The organism is Citrobacter sp. Marseille-Q3906 (assembly GCF_916618775.1).
GTDB classification, from domain to species: domain Bacteria; phylum Pseudomonadota; class Gammaproteobacteria; order Enterobacterales; family Enterobacteriaceae; genus Citrobacter; species Citrobacter murliniae.
In genome coordinates this window covers 202,783-227,735 of sequence record NZ_CAKAKA010000001.1, presented here as the reverse complement: position 1 = coordinate 227,735, position 24,953 = coordinate 202,783, and the positions used below count along the sequence as shown (strand labels likewise).

The following is a 24,953-nucleotide window of genomic DNA, read 5'->3' as shown; positions in this document are numbered from 1 at the left end:
AAGGGGAAATTTAAAATAACTTTCTGAGTGCGTGTTTTTTCACCAAAACTGATTAAACCGTCAGCTTTTCGAGCGTTTTGAAGCCATAACGCTGCAAAACGGGCAATAATTGCTCAGCTTCTGTCGTCATTGCCATGCAGAAGGCAATGTTCTCATCAGTTGATTTCGCATCAGGCGCTTCATGTTCTAATAACCAAGCCGTTCGACGCGCAATCGCTGCTCCTGAATCCACCAGTCGCGTCCCTTCAGGAAGAACCTGCAAAAGTTCTTCCTGTAATAGAGGGAAATGCGTACATCCCAGGACCACCGTATCCGGTGGCTCTGGCATCCGTAGCCACGGCCGCAGAATACGACGCAGTTCCTCCAGGGAAACGGGTTCACCGTGGAGCTTCGCTTCAGCCAGCTCTACCAGCTCAGCAGATCCCAGCATTGCAATCTGGCATTCGTTAGCAAACCGCTCAATCAGTTCGTGCGTATAAGAACGCTTTACTGTCGCACGCGTAGCCAGTAACCCGACGATGCCATTAGCCGTGAGTCTCGCCGCCGGTTTAATAGCAGGTACAACACCAACTACAGGGAAGGCGAACTTTTCGCGTAAGGCGGGGAGTGACACCGTACTTGCGGTATTACACGCGATGACAGCAAGTGAAAGGGGGTAGCGCTGCTGAACCGCAGTAACTATCTCAACGACACGCTCGACAATAAACTCCTCGCTCTTCTCTCCATAAGGAAAGGCAACGTTATCGAAAGCGTATATATAGTGGAGATCCGGCAAGAGATTCCGGATCTCATTGTAGACCGACAACCCACCGACGCCGGAATCAAACACCAGCACGGTGGGACGTGGATCAGAAGGTGTAGCTGCCAGACAAGGTGTATTCCCGTCCTGCAGTTTGGTAGCCATATACTGTCTCGTAATCTTTATCGAACAGGTTGGCGATTTTACCACGAACTGTCAGCTGTGAGGTGACCGGATATGAAAGTCCAATATCCCACAGACTAACACCACCTAGTTTAACCGGATGAGAAGTGCCGGTTGCTTCGTCATAGGCGTTGTCATTGCGCTGCCCCATATACTGGTAAGCCACATTCCAGCCGAGATCATAAATCTGCCCCGTCAGCTCATACTTCACCTGCTGTTTCGCACGGCGAGCAAGGGTCTTATTGGTTTCATCATCGCGCGGATCAACATATTGCAGCGTCAGGTGATGTTCCACCGGGCCGGTCGTCACATTCCCCGTCCACTCAAGCCCCTTAATAGTTGCCGACTTGACGTTGACATACTGGTTGAGGCCATTAGTGCTTTTATAGTCTATCAGGTTTTGAATTTCATAACGGTATGCCGAGAGACGCCAATCCAGTGGCCCGGTTAAACCATCAATCCCCGCTTCCCACTGTTTAGACTCTTCTGGCTTCAAATCCGGGTTGGCAGAGATACCAGAATAATATTCCGAAGCATAACGTGTAGCGCCAAACTGCTGACCCAGAGACGGCGCCAGGAAGCTGGTTCCGTAGGAAAGCGTTGCGCGATAGCCGTCCACAAACTCCCAACCGGCGGCGGTCTGCCACGTACCATGCCAGCCAAACTGCTCGTCGTGGTCTTCACGGCCTGAAGCTTCCAGCGTCACACTATCGATCTGCTGTTGCCCGGTCAGGTAAAGCCCGGTGGTATCGCGTTTGTAGACATCGGATTTTGTTGTGCTGCTGGATGTCAGCTTTTCCTGTTTCCAGTCAACACCACCATTAATCGCCCCATGCCCGACCTCAACGCTATTACCCCACTGGATATAGCGCTGTTCCATGTCATCCAGCGTGGCATCACCCGCATAGCGACCAAGATTATTGGTGTAGTTGTAATTTTTAAGATGTTGGTAATTAGCGATCAGTTGGGAAGAATAGATACCAGAATTGTAGCGCAGACCTGTATCCCAGGATTGGTTGTAATTCTGGCCTTCTTCATTACCTTTAGCAGAACCATATGCTGAACCCTGGTCGTAATCGCTGTTAGCGGTATAGCTATAGCCGCGGAAGAAGCCAGAGAGGTTATCGTCAAACTTGTGCTGCACGCCACCCCAGAACAGCTTATTACGGTAGCCATCACGATCGCTGTCACCGCTGTAAGGAGAATTAGGCTGGATATTAAAGCCTTTAGTGGTCTGGTACGCGCCGGCCGCTGTCACCATCGTGTCGCCAAAACGCTTGTTAACCGCACCATCATAGGTCTGGTAGCCGTGCGTTCCCATCCCTGCATTAATTTGCGCGCGCTCATCATCCGACATGGTAATGATATTGACCACACCACCAATCGCGCCAGATCCGTACACCGCTGAACGCGGTCCGCGAATGTATTCAATGCGTTGCACCAACGATACCGGAATCTGACCAATATCAATCGCGTTGCCAATACCCGCACGCGCCATTGGCACACCATCAATCAATACCAGAACATGGCGCGATTCAGTGCCACGGACATACAGAGAAGAACTACTCCCCATACCGCCACTCTGCGAGATGTCCACACCAGGAAGGCGGCGCATTACGTCATTGAGATCTTTTGACTGCCAGCGCTGAATATCTTCATGTGTCACCACATCGGTAGGCGCCAGAACAGTATTAACAGGCTGCTGAAAACGGTTCGCAGTGACGACGAGTGTATCCGGGCTAGCGTCCTGCGCCCAACCAGAAGATGCCGCGACGGAGAGTGCCGTCAACAGCAACGATTTTTTAATCATTGTAAAGCATCCACAATATAAGAAGGATGCCGCAGGCCCCACCGATAGTACGCGATGGTGAAAACCAGATGCGACGTTAGCCGGCAGGTCTTCGGGCTTGGAAGGTTATTCAGGATATAGAATAAAAAGAAATGAAGACTTCCCACCCGCAGGCAGTGTCTGCTTACGCTCTCATCTCACCTTTCTTTACCGCTGCGCGTCAGCTCCAGATTCACACTGGATTCCCTATTAACTCACAGGACCGGAACGCGGATGCTACAGTCTGTTACAACCTTGTGTCCAGACCGTATATCACAATATCGGAAATCATCAATAACTGGACATCTACTGAGCAATCCCTACAATCCCCGCGTACTTTTATTTTTCAGGATACATCATGACCCCCGAACACCTTCCGACAGAACAGTATGACGCGCAGTTAGCTGAAAAAGTGGTGCGTTTGCAGAGCTTAATGACACCATTCTCTGATCAAGCTCCGGAAGTGTTTCGCTCACCGGTCAGTCATTACCGCATGCGCGCTGAATTCCGCCTGTGGCATGACGGTGATGATTTGTATCACATCATGTTCGATCAACAGACCAAAAACCGTATTCGCGTCGACAGCTTTCCGGCGGCCAGCGAACTCATCAACACGCTGATGACGGCAATGATTGAAGGTGTTCGCAACAACCGTATCCTGCGTCACAAACTCTTCCAAATTGATTACCTCACCACCATGAGCAATCAGGCGGTGATATCTATGCTGTATCACAAAAAGCTGGATGACGAATGGCGCCAGGAAGCCAAGGTATTGCGTGACGCGTTGCGTGCACAGAATCTGAACGTGCATCTGATTGGTCGGGCAACCAAAACCAAAATCGAGCTCGATCAGGATTATATCGACGAGCGTTTGCCGGTTGCGGGGAAGGAGATTATCTACCGCCAGGTTGAGAACAGCTTTACACAACCCAACGCCGCCACGAATATTCAGATGCTGGAATGGGCGATTGATGTCACCAAAAATTCAAAAGGCGATCTGCTCGAACTTTACTGCGGCAACGGTAACTTCTCACTAGCCCTGGCACAAAATTTCAACCGCGTACTGGCAACCGAAATCGCCAAGCCATCTGTTGCAGCCGCACAGTACAACATTGCGGCCAACCACATAGATAACGTACAAATTATTCGTATGGCAGCTGAAGAGTTTACTCAGGCGATGAACGGTGTACGTGAATTCAACCGTTTGCAGGGAATCGATCTGAAGAGCTACCAGTGTGAAACCATTTTCGTGGACCCACCGCGTAGCGGTCTGGACAGCGAAACGGAGAAGATGGTGCAGGCGTATCCGCGAATTCTGTACATCTCTTGCAACCCGGAAACACTGTGTAAGAACCTGGAAACATTAAGCCAGACGCACAATGTTTCACGTCTGGCTCTGTTCGATCAGTTTCCGTATACGCACCATATGGAGTGTGGTGTATTGCTGACAGCAAAGTAGTTTGCAGTCCTGTAGGCCCGATATGCACAGCACCATTGGGCCTACAGAGCGGAGAAATTATTCAGAGATCTCCTGCTTACGGTTACGCACTTTGAAGCCGATCCAGAACACCAGAATTACCGACAGTACCGCCGGGAAGAAGTTAGAGCCGATATCCGGATATTCAGCCCGCACTACGGTACTGTACAGCAGGACGCCGAGAATGAAACAGGCAGCAGCCAGACCCGGCAATCCCACAGGCATGGTGCGATTTTGGTAACGTTGATGCAGGCAGTAAACCGTCAGCACCAGCGAAATAATCGGGAATACAGAGAATGGCACAATGGAGCTAAACAGCGCCGCGAATGTGCCATTGATCGATAAGCCAGCAACCAGCGCCAGCAGCAGAGTACCTTTATCTTGACCTGACTGTTTCATTGCTCGTCCTTCTCGTTACTCGGAGTGATGCGTCATCTTCTCTTGTTCACGGCGGTACCAATAAAATGCGCCTTTCGCGATCATGCGCAGCTGCAATACCAACCGCTCTTCCAACTGCCGGCGCTGTTCTGCGCCAACATCCAGTGCCTCTGCCCCCGCACTGAAAACAATCGTCACCATGGCTTCAGCTTGCGCTTCAGTAAACGCACGAGGCATATGGTTTTCGAGTTCCAGATAGTCCGCAAGTTCCGCAATGAAATGCTGAATTTCACGCGCTACCGCTGCACGAAACGCTGCGGAGGTACCAGAGCGCTCGCGCAATAATAAACGGAAGGCGTTGGGATTGTTGCCAATGAATTCCATAAATGTTGAGACCGAGGTACGGATCACACTACCGCCCTTGGCGATACGCTGACGCGCCTGGCGCATTAGCTGGCGCAGCATCAGACCACTCTCGTCTACCATCGTCAGGCCGAGTTCATCCACATCGCGAAAATGGCGATAAAAGGAAGTTGGGGCAATGCCCGCTTCACGAGCGACTTCTCGTAAACTGAGGCTGGCAAAACTACGTTCTGCGCTCAGTTGACTAAATGCAGCTTCTACCAGCGAACGCCGGGTTTTTTCTTTTTGTTGCGCTCTAACGCCCATCACGATGTCTGAATCCTTCCATATACCTTGCTGGCACTATACCAGAGATTAGGTTGTTGGCATGGCTTTGTGAATGTTTGTTTACGCGCAGTTTGTGCTTCGACTTCGCAAAAAAGCACAACGATAATTGGGTTATCCCGACAACGATGTTACTATTCTGTTGCTTTTATGTATAAGAACAGGTAAGCCTGACCATGTCACATTCCTACGATTACGATGCAATAGTAATAGGTTCCGGTCCCGGCGGCGAAGGCGCTGCAATGGGTCTGGTTAAGCAAGGAGCTCGCGTCGCGGTTATTGAGCGCTATCATAATGTCGGCGGCGGTTGTACCCACTGGGGCACTATCCCGTCTAAAGCGCTCCGCCACGCAGTCAGCCGTATCATTGAATTCAATCAGAACCCCCTTTACAGCGACCATTCCCGACTCCTCCGCTCCTCCTTTGCCGATATTCTCAATCACGCTGATAACGTGATTAACCAGCAAACGCGCATGCGGCAAGGGTTTTACGAGCGTAACCACTGCGAAATTCTGCAGGGGAATGCCCGCTTTGTTGATGAACACACCATTGCTCTGGAATGCCACGACGGCACAGTGGAAACGCTAACGGCAGATAAATTTGTTATCGCCTGTGGCTCACGCCCTTACCACCCTGTTGATGTCGACTTCTCCCACCCGCGCGTTTACGACAGCGATTCTATCCTCAGCCTGCACCATGAACCTCGCCATGTGCTGATTTATGGCGCTGGCGTGATTGGCTGTGAATATGCGTCGATTTTCCGCGGAATGGACGTCAAAGTTGATTTAATCAACACCCGCGACCGTCTGCTGGCGTTCCTCGACCAGGAGATGTCCGATTCGCTCTCTTATCACTTCTGGAACAGTGGTGTTGTTATTCGCCACAACGAAGAATACGAGAAGATTGAAGGCTGTGATGATGGCGTCATCATGCACCTGAAATCCGGCAAAAAGCTGAAAGCCGACTGCCTGCTGTACGCGAATGGTCGCACCGGGAATACAGATTCACTGGCGCTGGAAAACATTGGCCTGAAAACAGACAGCCGCGGGCAGCTCAAAGTGAATAGCATGTACCAGACAGCGCTGCCGCATGTGTATGCCGTGGGAGATGTTATCGGCTATCCGAGCCTTGCATCTGCAGCCTACGATCAGGGCCGCATTGCCGCCCAGGCGCTGGTGAAAGGTGAAGCTAACGCACATTTGATCGAAGACATTCCGACTGGCATTTACACCATTCCGGAAATCAGCTCTGTCGGGAAAACCGAACAGCAGTTAACAGCAATGAAAGTCCCTTACGAGGTTGGTCGTGCTCAGTTTAAACATCTGGCTCGCGCCCAAATCGTCGGGATGAGTGTAGGAACGCTGAAGATCCTGTTCCATCGTGAAACCAAAGAGATTTTAGGGATCCACTGCTTTGGAGAACGCGCTGCCGAAATTATTCATATCGGTCAGGCGATAATGGAGCAAAAAGGTGGTGGTAACACCATTGAGTACTTCGTTAACACCACCTTTAACTACCCGACCATGGCGGAAGCCTATCGGGTAGCGGCGCTAAATGGCCTAAACCGCCTGTTTTAACGCACTGTCGAAATGGCCATCCATTGCTCCACGGATGGCCTCTGCCAGCTGTTCATAACGGCTGCGCAGCGGCGAGCCAGGACGATACACCAGGCCAATCGTACGGCGTGGTTCAGGCTTAATGCACGGCAGATAGACAACACCATCACGCTTACGCTCCTGTGGAACCGCCAGCGCGGGCAGTAAGGTAATACCGCTGCCTGCCGCCACCATGTTACGCAGCGTTTCCAGGCTGGTAGCCCGGAAATGGGTATCTTCATCAGCACCCGCTTCAAAGCAGAACCCCATCGCCTGGTCACGCAGACAGTGGCCATCTTCCAGCATCAGCAGTTTTTCACCCGCCAAATCGGACATCGGAACGCACTCGCGATTTGCCCATGAATGTTCTTCATAGATCGCCAGCAACATCGGCTCATCAAATAGCGGAACTTCGATGAATGCCTCACTCTCTTTCACCAGCGCCAGAATTACGCAGTCAAGCTTACCGCTATCCAGTTGCGCCAGCAGCTGATGCGTCTGCGCTTCATGCAGGTACATTTCCAGTTTCGGGAAGGTCTGGTGCAACATAGGGATAATATGCGGCAGCAGATAAGGTCCCACCGTTGGGATCAAACCAATATGCAGAGGACCAGACATTGTCTCGCCTTGTTGGCTTGCCATCTCCTTGAGCACTTTGACCTCACGCAGCACAGTGCGCGCCTGATCCACCAGCAGTAAACCCGCCTGAGTGAACAGCACTTTACGACTCGTACGCTCCAGCAGCATGACGCCAAGCTCATCTTCCAGCTTACGGATTTGCCCGCTAAGCGTTGGCTGGCTGACGTGGCAGGAGTCCGCCGCTCGTCGGAAGTGACGATGTTCGGCTAGCGCTACCAGGTATTCAAGATCACGAATATTCATTATTCATCCTCCATTGCCACGATAGTTCATGGCGATAGGTAGCATAGCAACGAACGATTATCCCTATCAAGTTTTCTGTTTAATAATGCACCACAGAAACGGAGCGGTACCCTTTAACCCTTGAAGTCACTGCCCGTTCAGAGAGTCTCTCTCATACTCGAAATAACTAAAGCCAACGTGAACGTTTGCGGACCTCTGGTCCGCTTTTTTTTTGCGTAAAAAAGCCCGGCTTAATGCCAGGCTGGATTGATACAACAATGTGCTGTTGTTACGTTGCTACCGTGCTCAGTGCATCAGCGACACGTTTGAACCGTTCGAATCGGCTCCGCAACATACTATGTTTCGCCGCATCCGGCTCCAGGCGAATCACTGGTGGCAGGGTCGCTTTAATCGCCTGTTCAAAACCTGAATAATCACCGGTTCCCACGGCAGCACACATTGCAGCCGCCCGGCAACCGGACTGTTCAATATCAACAATCTCAATCGGCAAGTTACTGGCATCGCAAAACATTTGCATCCAGATGCGCGAATGCGTTGGACCACCGGTAAAACGAATTGATTCCGTGCCGTCACTGAGCTGCAACAATTTGTCCTGATGCAATAAATGCGAAAAAACGACACCCTGATAGATTGCGTAAACCATATCCGCAACATCGTGATGGCCTCCTAACCCGAGAAATCCACCACTCAATGAATCGCAGTAGTTTGAGCCGTACAACCAGGGGAAAAATAGAATGCAGTCCTGTTTCTCGTAGCCACGAGCCGCCCATTGGTTGAGCGTGTCATGATCGTCCAGTAAATCCGGGAAAAAACGATTAATAAACCAGGTCAAATTACTGGCAGAAGTAGGGCTTCCTTCATGGGCAAAGTATTGCCCTGGGATACTGAATTTCCCCCACACATACGGATATTCTGCTGGAATGATGTTATCAAAAACGCGGGTGGCAATAGACCATGTTCCAGCAACAGCGCTGAGTTGCGTATTGTCATACACTCCGGAGGTCATTGCTGCGCCAACAACATCAAAGACGCCGCCAAAGACCGGCGTTCCCGGTTTTAATCCACACAATGCGGCAGCGTCTGTCGTAACGACTCCTGCCAGATCGGCGGAGCCGATCACCTTAGGCATACACCCCATCATCTCTTCAATGCCAAATATCGAGAACAATTCAGGATCGAATTCATTACGTTGCAGATTGAATAACTGGCTACCCGAAATATTAGTCTCTTCACAGGTAAATTCAGCCGTAAGGCAGTAACGTATGTAATCGTGAGCCATCAAAACATAGCCCGTACGTGCGTAACTCTCCGGCTCATGCTGCTTCAACCACCCCAACAACGCGACCGGATGAGAAGGCCATAGTTGTTGGAAACTGCGTGGATAAGCCAAACGATCGATATCCTGCGCCTTCCAGGCAGTAACCAAGGGCTGGGCCCGAGAATCAGAGGACACAATACCATTGCGTACCGGGTGCCCTGACTTATCGACCAGATAAAGCCCCTTACCGTGTGAGGAAAAACCAATCCCGCGAATCTGTTCCGCTGAAAGATGGCTCTCTGTCAACGCTCGCCGGATAACTTCACAGGTTGTCATCCAGAGGTCAGTCATATCACGTTCACAAAACCCCGCCTGCGGACTCAATAATGGTAAGGTCTGGGCGGCCACAGTGATTTCCTTACCCTCGGCAGTGTAGAGCCCCACTTTGGTAACAGTGCCGCCCAAATCAATGCCCATATAGTAATGGTCCATCGTATTCTCCTTATCCGGCGATAAGCGACCGCTCGTCATACCATCCAGCCGCCTGCATCTTGCTCTCTATCCACTGGCGTGCGTGAATAATTTCCAGTAATGGCTCTGCAGATTTTTCCGTCCACATTTCTATCAAGAAGGTTCCCCGATAGTTAAGTTGGCGTAATATTTTGAATAATTTGATAAAATCTACGCAACCTTCACCAAAGGGAACATCGCGGAACTGCCCTGGGGAATCCGGTGTCACTGGAAATGTGTCTTTAAGATGGATTGCGGCAATCCGATCAATACCTTTTGCCAGTTCACTCTCCAACTCGTTGCCCCATGCAGTTAGATTGCCGACATCAGGATAAACGGCAAACCATGGAGAGTTAATTTTGGCATCCAGCAATTTCCATTTACTGATGGAGTTAATAAAAGGTGTATCCATAATTTCCACAGCGCACATAACCTGTGCAGCCGCAGCTTGTTCCGCCGCCCAAGCCATCGCATCTTCAAACCAGGCAATAGTTTCATCATTTTGCGGCTCATAATAAACGTCATAACCGGCAAGCTGGATGGTTCTAATCCCCAGATCCTGCGCCAGTCGTAGCGCTTTTTGCATAATAATTCGCGCTTGCTGTCGGGTATCACTATCGCGACTGCCAAACGGAAAACGTCGATGGGCAGAGAGGCACAAGGTTGGAATACGTACCCCTGTCTTCTGAATGGCGCTGATAATTTCCATACGATCCGCAAGGGACCAGTCCAGGCGAGCCAGCCGGTCCTCACTCTCATCCACCGACATTTCAACAAAATCAAAGCCGCATGATTTAGCCAGTGCAAGCTTCTCGACCCAACTGGTGTTCCTGGGGAGCGCCTTTTCATAAATACCTAACGGGTGGCTACGCATTATCTTCCCTCACGAGTTGCCAATTGTTGTTGAAACGCTTTCCGACTGTTATTCATGGCGCGCCGTGCCTGCCATTTTTGTTTGAAGAACTTAAATGCCAGTGCGGCAATCAATGTAATCCCCCATACAGCCAGATTAAAATGCAGGCTAAGACCTAGCAGGCTAAGCCCGGTAGCGATAACCTGGAGCACCAATAGTGCGCAAAATACATGAGCAACTTTGCCTACCCCACCGAACGGATCGGTGCCGCCCAAAACAATGGCCAGTACTGTGAGCAGAAGATAAGAATCGCCATATCCCATACGAGCGGAATTGAAGCGGGCAAGCATAATCAGCCCCGCCAGGACGCATAACAGACTGGAGATAGCATAAATAGCAATCAGCACGCGCTCGGTGCGAATGCCGCTAAACCAGGTTGCATTAATATTGCTGCCGCACATATAGATGACTTTTCCAGTGCGCGTTTTTCCAAGGAATAGTGCCAGCGCGAGAGTCGTAATGATAAAAATCACCATCGGAACCGGCATCCCATAAATGACCTCTGACCCAATGCTACGGACTATCGGTGGCATACCACTTAAGGCAGCGCCTTTAGTGAGGTAAATACCAATACCACTGATAATCGTCATACTGCCCAGTGTTACCAAAATTGGGTGTGCGCCAACACGAGAGATGATCATTCCTGTCACAGCGCCAATCGCGACAGCGATCATCATCGCTCCCACTATCGCCAAAAATAACCACCCTAACTGCATACTGGTAGAAGCATCAGCAGGTACAAATTGGATCAACAGCCAGGCCATAAACAGGCTGGTTAGATTAGCGGTACCAATAATAGCCAGATTCAGCCCACCGCTCAGCATTGGCACAAACATCGCAAAAGTGAGCAATCCCAACTCGGGTAGCTGGAAGGCAATACTCAGAAAAGTATTATCGGTAAAAAAACGTCCGGGCATCGCCAGGCTAAAAGCCACTACTGCAAAGAAACATATCGCCAGTAAGCCGGAGCTGGTGCCATCAATTGGTAAAAATGCCTTTTTTTTCATTTCACGCCCCCTGTCAGACAAATCCAACGTCCGTTTCTTTACGCTTTTTGTAATGGGTGACGCAGATAGCCGAAACAATCACCACACCGATGACGATATTGACGAAGTAGCTGGACACGCCAATCAAGTTGAGACCATTTTTAAGTATGCCGATGAGGAAGACCCCCATAAGCGTACCGATCACCGAACCACGACCACCGGATAAGCTAGCACCTCCCAGTACAGCAGCGGCCAGAACATCCAATTCACCGCCAACCAACGCATTGGGAACAACCTCGCTCATGCGGTAAGCCTGCAGAATTCCGCCGATCGCCGCCGCCGCGCCAAGATAGCCGTAGGCGAACAAATAAATCAGTGAAACCCGGATACCAATACGCCGCGCCGACTCTGTACTGCCACCCACAGCATAAAGCTGACGTCCAATATGGGTTTTCGTCATTACAATCCATGTAAAACAGGCCATGCCCAGCATCACTATCAGAGGCAATCCAACCTGATAAACCTCCCCTTCAAATTCGAAGCTAAAAAGGGAACGTTGCGTTATCCACCAGTCAGGTAAGTCATAGATGCTGTGACCATTAGTCAGCCACATCAACATGCCGAATAACAACGACTGCATACTGATGGTGATAATGATGGAAACTACGTTGAGGTAATAAATGAGGATCGCATTGATCAGGCCAAACAAAACACCCAGAGAAATAGCAACCCCGAGACATAGCAGTGGATTGGCTATTGTTTCGTTAAGCAGTAATGACGCCACCACATACTGAACAACTGAGGCTACAGCAGCGAATGAAATATCAATTCCTCCTGTCACCAGCACAACAAATAGCCCGAGGGCAAAGATCCCTGTAACGGCATAGCTTTCTGTCAGATCCAGCAGGTTTTGAATTGACAGAAATTGATCATTCATAAGAGAAAACAGTACCAGCATCAGGGCGATAACCCATCCCAGCCATCCTTCGACTGAACGTGGAAACCGTAGGTGCAATAAACTAGCCATTAATCACCTCCGCTAGCTGTTGTTCGGTATAGAGAGAAGGCTGCAGTTCGTTAATAATCTTCCCACGCCGCATATGAAAAATACGATCGCAGTTGTAATACGCTTCTGGCGCTTCATCAGTAATCAGCAAGACTGAAATACCTACACCGGAGAGCCGGTGAATAAGCTGATAAATACTGTCTTTCGCTCCTATATCGACACCAACTGTAGGGGCATCAAGAATAAGTACTTTTGGACGCGTTAAAATCCATTTCGCCAGCACCACTTTTTGTTGATTACCACCAGAAAGTGTTGAAAGTGGGTTATCAGGATTGGTGACTTTAATATCCAGATCCTGAATCCATTCTTTAACCAAGGCGTCCTGGCGTTTTTCATCAATAAATTGCCATGGTGTTTTTAACCGGTTAAGAATCGAAAGTACCATATTGTCACTGACTGACTGGGATAAAACTGCTCCCAATGTAAGACGATCTTCAGAGACATAGGCAATACCTAATTTCGCTGCCTGGGTATTATCTTTAATCACAACTTTTTTACCCTCCAGATAGATATCTCCACTATCTGGATGAGTAATACCAAATAGGCTCAACGCCAGCTCTGTTCGTCCCGAACCTAACAAACCGCACAATCCCAGAACCTCACCCTGATGAAGTTTCAGGGAAATATCTTCAAATTGTCCTTTCCTGCTCAACTTTTTCAGCTCAAGGACAACTTTACCTTCAACACTATTCGGTAATTTTTTCTGGTGAACAATGGTCCTGCCGGTCATCAGTTCTGTGATGCGTCCCGGAGACAACTGTTCAGCCGCCCAGGTACCTATAATTTCACCATCGCGAATAACCGTGATACGGTCGGAAATCTCTTTGACCTCATCCAAGCGGTGGCTAACAAAAACTACAGTGATATTTTTATGACGGAGATAATTTACCGTACGTAGTAGTTGGTTAACTTCGGTACGAGTAAGTGAAGCTGTTGGTTCGTCCATTATCACCAGTCGGGCTTCTGCGACCAGAGCACGACAAATGGCAACCTGCTGGCGCTGCGCAATAGGCAAATGCTGAACCAATGCGTCAACATCGAGGTTAAAATTTAATTCCTGTATAATCTTCTCTGATACCGCTTTCAGATGTGCTTTTTTGTGCCACCTAAAATAGCCCTTAAGGTTATATTCAAAGGCTATGTTTTCTGCCACCGTCAAATTAGGAAATAATGAGAGATCCTGATAAATAACCTGGATACCTAACTCGCGAGCTCTATCTGGTGAAAGTCTGGACCAGGATCTATTATCAATAATAATTTCGCTACCCGTATCCGGGGTATACACACCACTCAGCGTTTTTATTAATGTACTTTTACCACAACCATTTGCACCAGCAAGACAGTGGACTTCACCTTTATTTAGAGTGAGATCAATATTTTTTAATGCCCGATGACCGCCGAAGCTTTTAGTTAACGATTTTAACGTCACTAACGGTTCACCTGTATTTTGCTCTGTAATATGAGGCATCATACTGTTCCTAAACGACCAAAGGATTTCCGGGCCAGTTTAGGCCCGGTGATGCAAACTAAAATTACAAACCTAACTTCACTAAACGTTGCGTATTTTCCAGATCGAGTTTTTCAGGGTTATCGCTGAGAATGGTGTTGTTCTGAACTTTAATTTCTCCCATATCACCGATTTTTACACCATCCTTAATTGGCTCACCGTTCATCATCGCCGTGGCGACCTGAACAAACACTTTACCTGCAGTCATCGGGTTAGAAATGTAGCCGCCATCAATAGCACCTTTTTCCAGCAACTTAATGCCCTGGCCTGGGGTGAACGTACCAAATACGCAAATTGCATCATTTTTCTTACGTTTATCAATAGCACGGCCTGCACCGATTGGTCCCTGCGAACCAAAAGACATGATGCCTTTCAGATCTTTGTATTTAGACATCAGATCATTGGCTGTACGCATAGAGTCATCTACAGACTCCGCTACACCAAAGCGATCCTCAACGAGCGTCATTTTAGGATAATGTTCTTTTTGATAAGCAATGGCGGCATCAGCCCAGTCATTCACCAATGGAACCGTCAGACTGCCTACAAACATTGCGTACTTCCCTTCTTCACCCATGCATTTCGCCATGTCTTTCATGTGATTGGCGCCCATCGTTTGGGTGTTAAGCAACTCAAAGTCCCAGTCAGCATTGGCCTGGTTCGGTGACTCATGAGTAATGACTTTAATACCAGCCTCCTGGGCGCGCTTTAACACCGGTTCCAGAACTTTCGCATCATTTGGAACAACGCCAATCACATCAACTTTCTTGGCGATTAAATCTTCAATAGCTCGCACTTGCTCGGCGGGATCCGCAGTTGTCGGTCCTACTTGCCAGGCATCTACACCTAATGCTTTACCTTCTTCCTTAATGCCTTGTTCCATCACGTTAAACCATGGAATACCACCAACTTTTACCACGACGCCCATCGTAAAAGGTTTATTCGCTTTTTGCGCTGCTGCAGGTTGTTCTGCCCATACAACAGATGATGACAAAGCTGCAGTAATCAGACAGGGTAAGATTAATTTTTTCATCGTAAATTCCTTAAGAAATATTCTTCATATGTCAGGAAATCCCGATAAAAATATCAGCCTGACTTTTTATTTATTTCAACTTTCCTCTGGTATTGGCTAAATAATCGGGCACAGCCTTAATTATTTAGTTAACGACTAACATCTATTACTTATCGACTTCTACTACATTTAATTGCGGGTAAAGGCTACGATAACGTTCGTCAATACAATTATTAGTAACCATGACGTCAATTTCATCTAACATACAAATTTTACTGAATGCATACTGCTCAAACTTACTGGAGTCTACCATTAATATTTTTTGAGCAGAGACCTGAAGCATCACCTGTTTTAATCTGGCATTTATTTCGCTGCCATCTCTAACTCCATTCTCCAAATTCAGCCCCTGACATGAAAAGAAAAAGCTATTAATCTGGAAATTCCTGATCGCACTCTCTGCTACTGGTCCATGAAAGTCATCATGACGCTCTGAATACTCTCCGCCGATACCAATAATGCGAACTTTATCCCGGCACGCTAATGCCTGGATAATCCGTAACGAATTCGTCACAACCGTAATATCAATATCCGGAATCTGCCGGGCAAGAAACCAACAGGTGCTACTGTTATCCATCAAAATACAATCGCCAGAGCGAATAAACTGCAACGCCGCCTTGGTTATTTTGGCTTTAACATCGGGATGTGCTTCAGTACGCTTGCGAAATGACTCTGCGCGATCCACGCTATTTGTTTGCCAGGTTTTATCTTCTGTTATAGCCGTAGATATTAAATCAGGAGCATCCAAAGATACGGCGCCGCCAAAACTGCGGGTGAGTTTCTTTTTTTGTTCAAGTTTTGTCAAATCTCTTCGAATAGTTTCCTGGGATACCTGGCATAATTTCGACAGTTCCGTTACACGCACAGCGCCCATTTGTTGAACGTGTGCGCAAATTATTTTATAACGTTCTGCCTGCAACATAATTTCAGCCCACCAAGACAAAATTCACTGTGTCTACATAATTAATCTTTTTGCCTTAACTTAAAGTGATTGGTATCAAGAATTGCTTTACAGAAATAATACACAATTAACAGTGTGATCTAAGTTTAATTTATTGATGTAATAAATGAATTTTATAACGCAATAGTGAGATTTTCATCACAGAATTAATCTCTTTTCTTATTTAACTATCACAGCATAACGACTAAACGGGCATATACGGGCATCAATAAAATAGAAAAACACGCCCGAATACTTCCGAATTTGACCGTTTTAGCCGTTTTATACATAAGTATCGTCTGCTTGTATTTTACATCTTATGTATTCGGCGTAATTTAAATAGCAACATAATTTCCCAGCAAAATTAAAGAACTCATTTTTATAAAGCTAAATAATATTTCTGGAGTCAAGAATGGATACACTGAAGGAAAAAGTATTTAACGCTAATTTATCCTTGCCAGCCCATCATCTGGTGACGTTTACATGGGGCAACGTCAGCGGCATTGATCGTGAAAAAGGCATAATGGTCATTAAACCTTCTGGTGTCGAATATGACAGCATGAGCCTGGATGATATGGTTGTTCTCGACATACAAAGCGGGAAGGTTGTTGAGGGGAATAAAAAACCTTCATCTGATACCGACACACATCTGGCTCTGTATCGCGCCTTTCCAAATATCGGTGGGATCGTTCATACCCATTCCCGTCATGCCACCATTTGGTCACAAGCAGGAAAAGACTTAATGCCGCTGGGAACAACGCATGCGGATTATTTCTACGGTGCGATTCCCTGTACACGAACGATGCTTGATGACGAGATTAATGGGCATTATGAACATGATACCGGCAAGGTAATCATTGAAACATTTAAACAACGTGGAATATCTCCCGACCATATCCCGGCAGTGTTGGTTAACAGTCATGGTCCTTTTACCTGGGGAACTGATCCCGCCAACGCGGTTCATAACGCTGTCGTGCTTGAAGAAATTGCCTATATGAATTTGTTCACACAGCAACTGCAACCCCATTTGACTGCCATGCAACAAACGTTACTGGATAAACACTTTTTAAGAAAGCACGGTGATAATGCTTATTATGGTCAGTAAAAAATAGGTCTTTTGACAAAAAGCCTGGCACCACGCCAGGCCTTATAATGATCAATGCCGTTACGCGAGACGTGCCTTCGCGTAGTCAATCGCTTGTGCGACTTGCTGCGGTGAAACACCACCTTTTGCCGCACGTTTATCGAGACACGACTGCAGCGACAGAATCGGGTAAACATCATCGCTAATTACGCTGCTGAACTTCTGTAAATCAGCAAGCGGCAACGCTTCCAACGGTTTGCCCTGACGAATCGCCTCTACGACCGTTTCACCCACAATATGGTGCGCTTCACGGAACGGTACGCCTTTCGCTACCAGATAATCTGCCAGTTCGGTGGCGTTAGCATAGCCCTGCTGCGCCGCTTCCTGGCAGCGTGGGCGTTTCACCTGAATACCGTCCAGCACCAGTGCAGCCATATGCATGCAGTCCAGCCAGGTATCAAGAGCATCGAACAGCCCTTCTTTGTCTTCCTGCATATCTTTATTGTAAGCCAGCGGCAGTCCTTTCAGCGTCATCATCATTCCGGTCAGCGCGCCCTGTACACGACCGCACTTGCCACGAATCAGCTCTAACGCATCCGGGTTTTTCTTCTGCGGCATCAGCGATGAACCAGACGTCACGCGATCGGACAGCTCAACAAAGCCCGCTTCGCCGGTATTAAAGAAAATCAGGTCTTCGGCGAAGCGCGACAGATGCACCATACCGATAGAGGCGTCGGAGAGCAGCTCCAGCACGTGGTCGCGGTCAGACACACTGTCCAGGCTGTTACGGGTTGCCGAAGCAAAGCCCAGCCAGTCGGCCAGTTGCTCACGATCGATTTCATAGGCGGTGCCAGCCAGCGCGCCGCAGCCTAACGGGCTAACGTCCAGGCGCTTGAGCGTATCCTGCAGGCGGCTCTCATCACGTGCCAGCATTTCTACATAGGCCAGACACCAATGAGCAAACGTCACCGGTTGCGCGCGCTGCAGGTGAGTGTAACCCGGCATTACGGCGTCCTGGTTGTTCTCCGCCGTAACCACCAGCGCACTTTGCAACTGTCGGTTCGCGGAAAGCAATTCAATCACTGTGTCTTTGCACCACAGTTTGAGATCGGTCGCAACCTGGTCATTACGGCTACGACCAGTGTGCAGTTTTTTACCGAGTTGACCGACTTTATCGATCAGCTTACCTTCCACCCAGCTATGAATGTCTTCGGCATCGCTCTCAAGAATTTGCTGCGGATTCACACGAACCTCTTCCAGCAAAGTGTTCAGCGCCTCTTCCAACTGGAGTTGTTCATCCGCAGTCAACACGCCTACCGTTACCAACGCTTTGGACCAGGCGACAGAGCCAGTAATGTCCTGCTCCGCAAGGCGATAGTCGAAGCGCAAAGAGTCATTGAACTGTTTGAACCGTTGATCCGCAGCCTGTGTAAAACGCCCACCCCAAAGTGCCATAACTTTTTTCCTTAAGTTCTTCGATTTCAATGCCGCCGGATGATGCTATGTTCATCCAGCCTTCGGTCTTGTAGGCCCGGCAAGCAAAACGCCGTCGGGCATAAAGTCTTAAGCCAAAATACGTGTGCCAATCGGCGTGCCGTTAAACAGCGCCGGAAGCTGTTCTGCATGACGCCAGGAAGCGATATCCACCGGACGACCCAGCGTACGGGCAGCATCCAGCGCGGCGTTCACCTTCACTATCATGCCATCAGTAATAATGCCCTGCTCGATCAACTGTTCCGCTTTCGCAGCGGTCATTTCGCCAATACGCTGGCCTTTGCCATCGAGGATACCACTAACGTCAGAAAGCAGGATCAGATCCGCGCCCAGCGTTGCCGCCAATGCCGTCGCCGCCTGATCGGCATTGACGTTCATCAGTAACCCATCATCTGTTACGCCAATGGAGCTGACGACCGGCAAAAAACCGCTTTCCAGCAGGGTATTAATCAGCTTAGGTGAACCCGGTTGCGCCAACCCAACGTGGCCTAACTCTTTATCAAGCGGGGTTACTTTAACGCTATCACCATCGCCAAGATACAGACCCACTGAAGAAATACGATGTTTTTTCGCCCATGCCAACAGCGTTTTATTCGCGGTTCCCGCCAGCGCACCGGTGATGATGTCAATCTGATCGGCAGGCGTCACACGCAGGCCATTTTTCTTTTTCACAGGCAGGTTAAGCTGTTTCATCAGCTCATCGACCACGCAGCCACCACCGTGCACGATGACCAGTGGACGCTGATTCGACTCGCGATAATTCACCAGCGCGGTAAACAGACGCTCCAGCGCCTCTTCGCTATCCAGTAACACACCGCCCAGCTTGATAATTAATGGATTCATCATTGCACCCTTAAATAAGAGACTGCGTCTCAGCAAAGCCGAAACGGATATTTGCACACTGCATGGCCTGTGCTGCCGCGCCCTTCAATAAATTATCTTCTGTCGCTACCACAATCAGATGCTCACCCTGAACGGCGAATCCGATATCGCAGAATGGTAAACCAACCACGTTTTTCAGTGCCGGTACACCTTTGTCATACAGACGTACCAATGGCTTATTGCTATACGCCTGCTGTAACACATCGGCGACCTGGGCGTGGGTGATACCCGGCTGCAAACGGCAGGTGATGGTTTCCAGAATCCCGCGCGGGAAGTTGCCCAAATGTGGTGTGAAAATAACGTCCGCCCCCAGATGAGTAGCAATTTCTGGCTGATGGCGATGGGTAAACACGCCATACGGCTGCAGACTGACCTCGCAAAAACTGTTCGATATTGCCGCTTTACGGCCCGCGCCGCTCACGCCACTGGTGGCGTTAATCACAGGCCACTGGCTGAGATCCAGAAGATCGGCATCAATCAGCGGCTTGAGTGACAGTTGCGCTGCTGTCGGGTAACAACCGGGGACGGCAATCAGATTCGCGTCTTTCAGTTTGTCTGCGCTCCACTCAGCCAGGCCGTACACCGCCTGCTCCAGCAGGTCCGGGTGCTGGTGAGTAAAGCCATAATATTTTTCATAGAAGGCGCCGTCGTTTACACGGAACGCACCCGAGAGATCGAATACCACACAACCCGCTTGCAGAAACTGTGGCGCCAGGTCATGGCTCACTTCATGCGCTGTTGCGAGGAACACAATGTCAACCCCTGCGCTAAACTCGCTAATATCCGACATTGGCTGCAATGGTAAATCAACAATGCCCTTTAACTGCGGATGTAAATCAGAGATTAATTTTCCTGCATCATTGCTTTGCGCTGAGACAGTCAAAGCGGTTATGGTCATATCAGGATGGCGATTTACATAGGTCACAAGCTCTGCGCCAGCATAGCCACTGGCGCCCACAATCAGCGTATTCAACATCGGGGCTGTTCACCTTCTTATATTCGGTTGCCAGGTATAAGCCTTTATCACCTCACCTTACACTTGGTGGGTTTTATTACGCTTAACGTTAGTGTATTTTTATTCACAAATAATGCATGAATATTGATACTATCATGACCCGAGGTGTGTCAACAATGAAAAACAATTTACCGCCATTTATCGAGATTTACCGCGCTCTGATTGCCACACCGTCGATTAGCGCCACGGAAGAAGCGCTCGATCAAAGTAATGCAGGTTTAATCACTATGCTGGCGGACTGGTTCAAAGAATTAGGCTTCAGTGTTGAAGTCCAGCCTGTTCCCGGTACGCGCAATAAATTCAATATGCTGGCAAGTATCGGACAAGGTGCAGGTGGTCTGTTGCTTGCGGGCCATACCGATACCGTACCGTTTGATGACGGACGATGGACGCGTGATCCATTCACCCTGACCGAACACGACAATAAGCTCTATGGCCTGGGCACGGCGGATATGAAAGGCTTCTTCGCCTTTATCCTCGATGCGCTGCGCGATGTGGATGTCGCAAAACTGAAAAAGCCGCTCTACATTTTGGCGACCGCCGATGAAGAAACCAGCATGGAGGGGGCACGCTATTTCGCTGAAACCACCTCGTTACGCCCGGACTGTGCAATCATTGGCGAACCGACCTCCCTGCAACCGGTTCGTGCGCACAAAGGTCATATTTCTAATGCGATACGTATTTTGGGGCAGTCTGGTCACTCCAGCGATCCGGCGCGTGGCATTAACGCTATCGAGCTGATGCATGACGCGATTGGCCACATCATGAAGCTGCGCGATGACCTGAAAGAACGTTATCACTATGAGGCGTTTACGGTTCCGTACCCCACGCTCAATCTCGGCCATATCCACGGGGGCGATGCCGCTAACCGCATTTGTGCATGCTGCGAACTGCACATGGATATTCGTCCGCTCCCGGGCATGACGCTCAACGACCTCAATGGGTTACTAAACGATGCACTGGCTCCGGTCAGTGAACGCTGGCCGGGTCGTCTGACGGTATCCGAACTGCATCCACCCATCCCTGGCTACGAATGTCCGCCAGATCATCAATTGGTGGAAGTGGTTGAAAAACTGCTGGGCGCGCAAACGGAAGTGGTGAACTACTGCACTGAAGCGCCGTTTATCCAGACGTTATGCCCAACGTTGGTACTCGGACCGGGTTCAATTAATCAGGCGCACCAACCAGATGAGTATCTGGAAACACGCTTTATTAAACCAACTCGCGAATTGATAACCCAGGTTGTTCATCACTTCTGCTGGCATTAATTTATATTGCCCGGTGGCGTAACGCTTTCCGGGCCAACAATCGCGTGCATGCCAGCCGTGATCGTTTTGTGCTCAGTTTTGTATATTCCCATAAGCATTTCTTATCTGGCAGGTTGTGAATTAACTTTCGTAAATTCCCGCCATTTATTCGTTTGCTGAACCGATTTCGCAGCAATTGACGTCAGGGGTTTTACGTGGCTTTATAAAAGTGAATAAAGTTGAGCCTGAAAGATTTCGCAGCGCAGCAAGACGGCAAGCAAGCACATCCCAGGGAGCATAGTGACCAGGGTGAGCAAACGCAGCCAATACCGCTGTGCGTGAAAGCTACAGGGCAATCAAATTAAAGATGGGGTGTCTGGGGTCATATGAACGAACAATATTCCGCGTTGCGTAGTAATGTCAGTATGCTCGGCAAAGTGCTGGGAGAAACCATCAAGGATGCGCTGGGAGAGAACATTCTTGATCGCGTAGAAACAATCCGTAAGTTGTCCAAATCATCTCGCGCTGGCAATGAAGCTAATCGCCAGGAGTTGCTCACCACGCTACAGAACCTGTCTAATGACGAGCTACTGCCAGTTGCCCGCGCGTTTAGCCAGTTCCTGAACCTGGCCAACACCGCCGAGCAATACCACAGCATTTCGCCAAAAGGCGAAGCTGCCAGCAACCCGGAAGTGATTGCTCGCACCCTGCGTAAACTGAAAGCCCAGCCCAACCTTGATGAAGCCACCATCAAAAAAGCAGTGGAGGCGTTGTCTCTGGAGCTGGTACTGACCGCACACCCGACCGAAATTACCCGTCGCACGCTGATCCATAAAATGGGTGAGGTCAATGCCTGCCTCAAACAACTGGATAACAAAGACATCGTCGATTACGAACGCCACCAACTGATGCGCCGCCTGCGCCAGTTAATCGCCCAGTCCTGGCATACGGATGAAATCCGTAAAATACGTCCCAGCCCGGTTGATGAAGCCAAATGGGGCTTCGCCGTGGTTGAAAACAGCCTGTGGGAAGGTGTGCCGAACTATCTGCGTGAACTGAACGAACAGTTGGAAGAGCATCTGAACTATAAGCTGCCCGTCGATTTTGTCCCGGTCCGATTCACCTCCTGGATGGGGGGTGACCGTGACGGCAACCCGAACGTGACGGCGGATATCACCCGTCATGTACTGTTGCTCAGCCGCTGGAAAGCGACCGACCTGTTCCTGAAAGACATCCAGTTTCTGGTTTCTGAGCTATCGATGGTCGATGCCACTCCGGAGCTCTTAGCGCTGGTGGGTGAAGAAGGGGCGGCAGAACCTTACCGCCACCTGATGAAAATGCTGCGTTCACGCCTGATGACGACCCAGGCCTGGCTGGAAGCGCGTCTGAAAGGCGAAAAATTGCCAAAACCTGCAGGCTTGTTGACGCAAAACGAGCAGCTATGGGAACCGTTGTACGCGTGTTACCAGTCTCTGCAAGCTTGCGGTATGGGTATCATCGCCAATGGCGAACTGCTCGATACCCTCCGCCGGGTGAAATGTTTTGGCGTACCGCTGGTGCGTATCGATATTCGTCAGGAAAGCACCCGTCATACCGAAGCGCTGGGCGAACTGACCCGCTATCTGGGAATTGGCGACTACGAAAGCTGGTCAGAAGCAGACAAACAGGCCTTCCTGATCCGCGAACTGAATTCCAAACGTCCACTGCTGCCACGCAGTTGGGAACCGAGTAACGAAACCCGTGAAGTGCTCGACACCTGTCGGGTGATTGCCGAAGCACCTTATGGCTCTATTGCCGCCTACGTTATCTCGATGGCGAAAACGCCGTCAGATGTGCTGGCCGTTCACCTGCTGCTGAAAGAAGCTGGCATTGGTTTTACCATGCCGGTAGCACCGCTGTTTGAAACGCTGGACGACCTGAACAATGCTGACGATGTTATGACTCAGCTGTTAAATATCGACTGGTATCGCGGTCTTATTCAGGGCAAACAGATGGTCATGATCGGCTACTCTGACTCGGCAAAAGACGCAGGCGTGATGGCGGCCTCCTGGGCGCAATATCAGGCACAGGATGCGCTGATCAAAACCTGCGAAAAAGCCGGCATTGAGCTGACGTTGTTCCACGGCCGTGGCGGTTCAATTGGACGGGGTGGCGCACCAGCCCATGCCGCGTTACTCTCCCAGCCGCCTGGCAGCCTGAAAGGCGGACTGCGTGTGACTGAGCAAGGTGAGATGATCCGCTTCAAATACGGTCTGCCGGAAGTCACCATCAGCAGTCTGTCTTTGTACACGGGCGCAATTCTGGAAGCCAACTTGTTGCCACCGCCAGAGCCGAAAGATGCCTGGTGTCATATTATGGACGAGCTTTCAGATATCTCCTGCGAACTGTACCGTGGTTATGTTCGCGAAAACAAAGACTTTGTTCCGTACTTCCGCTCTGCAACCCCGGAGCAAGAGCTGGGTAAATTACCGCTCGGCTCACGTCCGGCAAAACGCCGCCCAACTGGCGGGGTAGAGTCTCTGCGAGCCATTCCGTGGATTTTTGCCTGGACCCAGAACCGCCTGATGCTTCCGGCATGGTTGGGTGCAGGTACCGCGCTGCAAAAAGTGGTTGAAGATGGTAAACAAAGCGAACTTGAAGCAATGTGCCGCGACTGGCCTTTCTTCTCCACGCGTCTTGGCATGCTGGAAATGGTGTTCTCGAAAGCTGACCTGTGGCTGGCAGAGTACTACGATCAGCGTTTGGTCAAAAAAGAGCTGTGGCCGCTGGGCGAAGAACTGCGTCACCGTCTGGAAGCTGATATCAATGTGGTGCTGGCGATTGCCAATGACTCACATCTGATGGCCGACCTCCCGTGGATTGCCGAGTCTATTCAGTTAAGAAATATTTATACTGATCCGCTAAACGTTCTACAGGCAGAGCTTTTACATCGGTCGCGCCAGGCGGAAGAACAAGGTAAAGCACCGGATCCACGCGTTGAACAAGCGCTGATGGTCACTATCGCAGGTGTTGCTGCCGGTATGCGTAATACAGGTTAAGTTAATCCCCCGTCACCCTCGTGCTATTGCGCGGGGGTGGCCTCGAAAACGCTTGTCATAACCACTTCATTTCAAATATATTTCCAGCCTGATTCATTCATTTCATGAATGAATCATCAACAAAACGCGATATTTACGTCGCGAAGCTTCAGTTCCTCTTAATATTTAGCCGCTACTC

General features: G+C 49.5%; 20 protein-coding genes and 1 riboswitch. Of the genes, 5 read left to right on the top strand and 15 right to left on the bottom strand.

What is annotated here, in order from left to right; all coding sequences use genetic code 11:
- Positions 1–52 precede the first annotated feature (52 nt).
- Positions 53–904 carry a glutamate racemase gene (gene murI / locus LG384_RS01065; RefSeq protein ID WP_045449386.1) on the bottom strand — a complete coding sequence of 284 codons (852 nt, stop codon included), beginning with the start codon at positions 902–904 and terminating at the stop codon, positions 53–55.
- Positions 849–2,732, bottom strand: a complete 1,884-nt coding sequence (btuB, locus tag LG384_RS01060; RefSeq protein WP_045449384.1) for a TonB-dependent vitamin B12 receptor BtuB — start codon at positions 2,730–2,732, stop codon at positions 849–851. The genes murI and btuB overlap by 56 nt, the downstream gene beginning before the upstream one ends.
- Before the next feature lie 64 nt (positions 2,733–2,796).
- Positions 2,797–2,993: riboswitch (cobalamin riboswitch) on the bottom strand.
- A 115-nt stretch (positions 2,994–3,108) separates the two neighbouring features.
- On the opposite strand from btuB, the gene trmA reads away from it, so the two are divergent.
- Complete coding sequence (gene trmA / locus LG384_RS01055; RefSeq protein ID WP_225760346.1) at positions 3,109–4,209, top strand: tRNA (uridine(54)-C5)-methyltransferase TrmA; 1,101 nt, start codon at positions 3,109–3,111, stop codon at positions 4,207–4,209.
- Positions 4,210–4,266: 57 nt separating this feature from the next.
- Here trmA and LG384_RS01050 read toward each other — a convergent pair whose 3' ends face one another.
- Both LG384_RS01050 and fabR read right to left on the bottom strand, forming a co-directional pair.
- Positions 4,267–4,626, bottom strand: a complete 360-nt coding sequence (locus LG384_RS01050; protein WP_045449381.1) for a YijD family membrane protein — start codon at positions 4,624–4,626, stop codon at positions 4,267–4,269.
- Positions 4,627–4,641: 15 nt separating this feature from the next.
- Positions 4,642–5,277 (bottom strand): HTH-type transcriptional repressor FabR, encoded by a 636-nt coding sequence (gene fabR, locus LG384_RS01045; protein WP_003028862.1) that lies wholly within the window; start codon positions 5,275–5,277, stop codon positions 4,642–4,644.
- A gap of 191 nt (positions 5,278–5,468) precedes the next feature.
- Between fabR and sthA the strand changes: the two genes are divergently transcribed.
- Positions 5,469–6,869, top strand: coding sequence for a Si-specific NAD(P)(+) transhydrogenase (gene sthA / locus LG384_RS01040; RefSeq protein WP_048223440.1), 1,401 nt, complete (start codon positions 5,469–5,471; stop codon positions 6,867–6,869).
- Here sthA and oxyR read toward each other — a convergent pair.
- From oxyR to LG384_RS01000, 8 genes are all read right to left on the bottom strand, one after another.
- A complete protein-coding gene (gene oxyR / locus LG384_RS01035; protein ID WP_225760345.1) occupies positions 6,852–7,769 on the bottom strand; it encodes a DNA-binding transcriptional regulator OxyR in 918 nt (305 codons plus the stop codon). The two genes, sthA and oxyR, sit on opposite strands and share 18 nt — an antisense overlap.
- A gap of 268 nt (positions 7,770–8,037) precedes the next feature.
- Entirely contained in the window at positions 8,038–9,519 is a 1,482-nt protein-coding gene (locus tag LG384_RS01030) for an FGGY-family carbohydrate kinase (protein ID WP_225760344.1), read from the bottom strand.
- 10 nt (positions 9,520–9,529) lie between these two features.
- A complete protein-coding gene (locus LG384_RS01025; RefSeq protein ID WP_048223436.1) occupies positions 9,530–10,411 on the bottom strand; it encodes an L-ribulose-5-phosphate 3-epimerase in 882 nt (293 codons plus the stop codon).
- Positions 10,411–11,457, bottom strand: a complete 1,047-nt coding sequence (locus LG384_RS01020) for an ABC transporter permease (protein WP_225760343.1) — start codon at positions 11,455–11,457, stop codon at positions 10,411–10,413. The genes LG384_RS01025 and LG384_RS01020 overlap by 1 nt, the downstream gene beginning before the upstream one ends.
- Before the next feature lie 13 nt (positions 11,458–11,470).
- Positions 11,471–12,463, bottom strand: coding sequence for an ABC transporter permease (locus tag LG384_RS01015; protein ID WP_225760342.1), 993 nt, complete (start codon positions 12,461–12,463; stop codon positions 11,471–11,473).
- Positions 12,456–13,973 (bottom strand): sugar ABC transporter ATP-binding protein, encoded by a 1,518-nt coding sequence (locus tag LG384_RS01010; protein WP_370637003.1) that lies wholly within the window; start codon positions 13,971–13,973, stop codon positions 12,456–12,458. Before LG384_RS01010 ends, LG384_RS01015 begins: the two co-directional genes overlap by 8 nt.
- 61 nt (positions 13,974–14,034) lie before the next feature.
- Positions 14,035–15,039 carry a substrate-binding domain-containing protein gene (locus tag LG384_RS01005; protein WP_048223427.1) on the bottom strand — a complete coding sequence of 335 codons (1,005 nt, stop codon included), beginning with the start codon at positions 15,037–15,039 and terminating at the stop codon, positions 14,035–14,037.
- A gap of 145 nt (positions 15,040–15,184) precedes the next feature.
- Positions 15,185–15,997, bottom strand: a complete 813-nt coding sequence (locus LG384_RS01000) for a DeoR/GlpR family DNA-binding transcription regulator (RefSeq protein WP_048223424.1) — start codon at positions 15,995–15,997, stop codon at positions 15,185–15,187.
- 430 nt (positions 15,998–16,427) lie between these two features.
- Here LG384_RS01000 and araD point away from each other — a divergent pair, with 430 nt between their 5' ends.
- Positions 16,428–17,120 carry an L-ribulose-5-phosphate 4-epimerase gene (gene araD / locus LG384_RS00995; protein ID WP_225760341.1) on the top strand — a complete coding sequence of 231 codons (693 nt, stop codon included), beginning with the start codon at positions 16,428–16,430 and terminating at the stop codon, positions 17,118–17,120.
- 60 nt (positions 17,121–17,180) lie between these two features.
- On the opposite strand, the gene argH is transcribed toward araD, so the two are convergent.
- The 3 genes from argH to argC form a co-directional block, all read right to left on the bottom strand.
- Positions 17,181–18,554: an argininosuccinate lyase gene (gene argH, locus LG384_RS00990; protein WP_048223418.1), complete on the bottom strand. Its 1,374-nt coding sequence runs from the start codon at positions 18,552–18,554 to the stop codon at positions 17,181–17,183.
- Positions 18,555–18,662: 108 nt separating this feature from the next.
- A complete protein-coding gene (argB, locus tag LG384_RS00985; RefSeq protein WP_136345564.1) occupies positions 18,663–19,439 on the bottom strand; it encodes an acetylglutamate kinase in 777 nt (258 codons plus the stop codon).
- 7 nt (positions 19,440–19,446) lie between these two features.
- Complete coding sequence (gene argC / locus LG384_RS00980) at positions 19,447–20,451, bottom strand: N-acetyl-gamma-glutamyl-phosphate reductase (protein ID WP_048223413.1); 1,005 nt, start codon at positions 20,449–20,451, stop codon at positions 19,447–19,449.
- A 155-nt stretch (positions 20,452–20,606) separates the two neighbouring features.
- Between argC and argE the strand changes: the two genes are divergently transcribed.
- Positions 20,607–21,758: an acetylornithine deacetylase gene (argE, locus tag LG384_RS00975; RefSeq protein ID WP_225760340.1), complete on the top strand. Its 1,152-nt coding sequence runs from the start codon at positions 20,607–20,609 to the stop codon at positions 21,756–21,758.
- A gap of 365 nt (positions 21,759–22,123) precedes the next feature.
- Positions 22,124–24,775: a phosphoenolpyruvate carboxylase gene (ppc, locus tag LG384_RS00970; RefSeq protein WP_045449361.1), complete on the top strand. Its 2,652-nt coding sequence runs from the start codon at positions 22,124–22,126 to the stop codon at positions 24,773–24,775.
- Positions 24,776–24,953 lie beyond the last annotated feature (178 nt).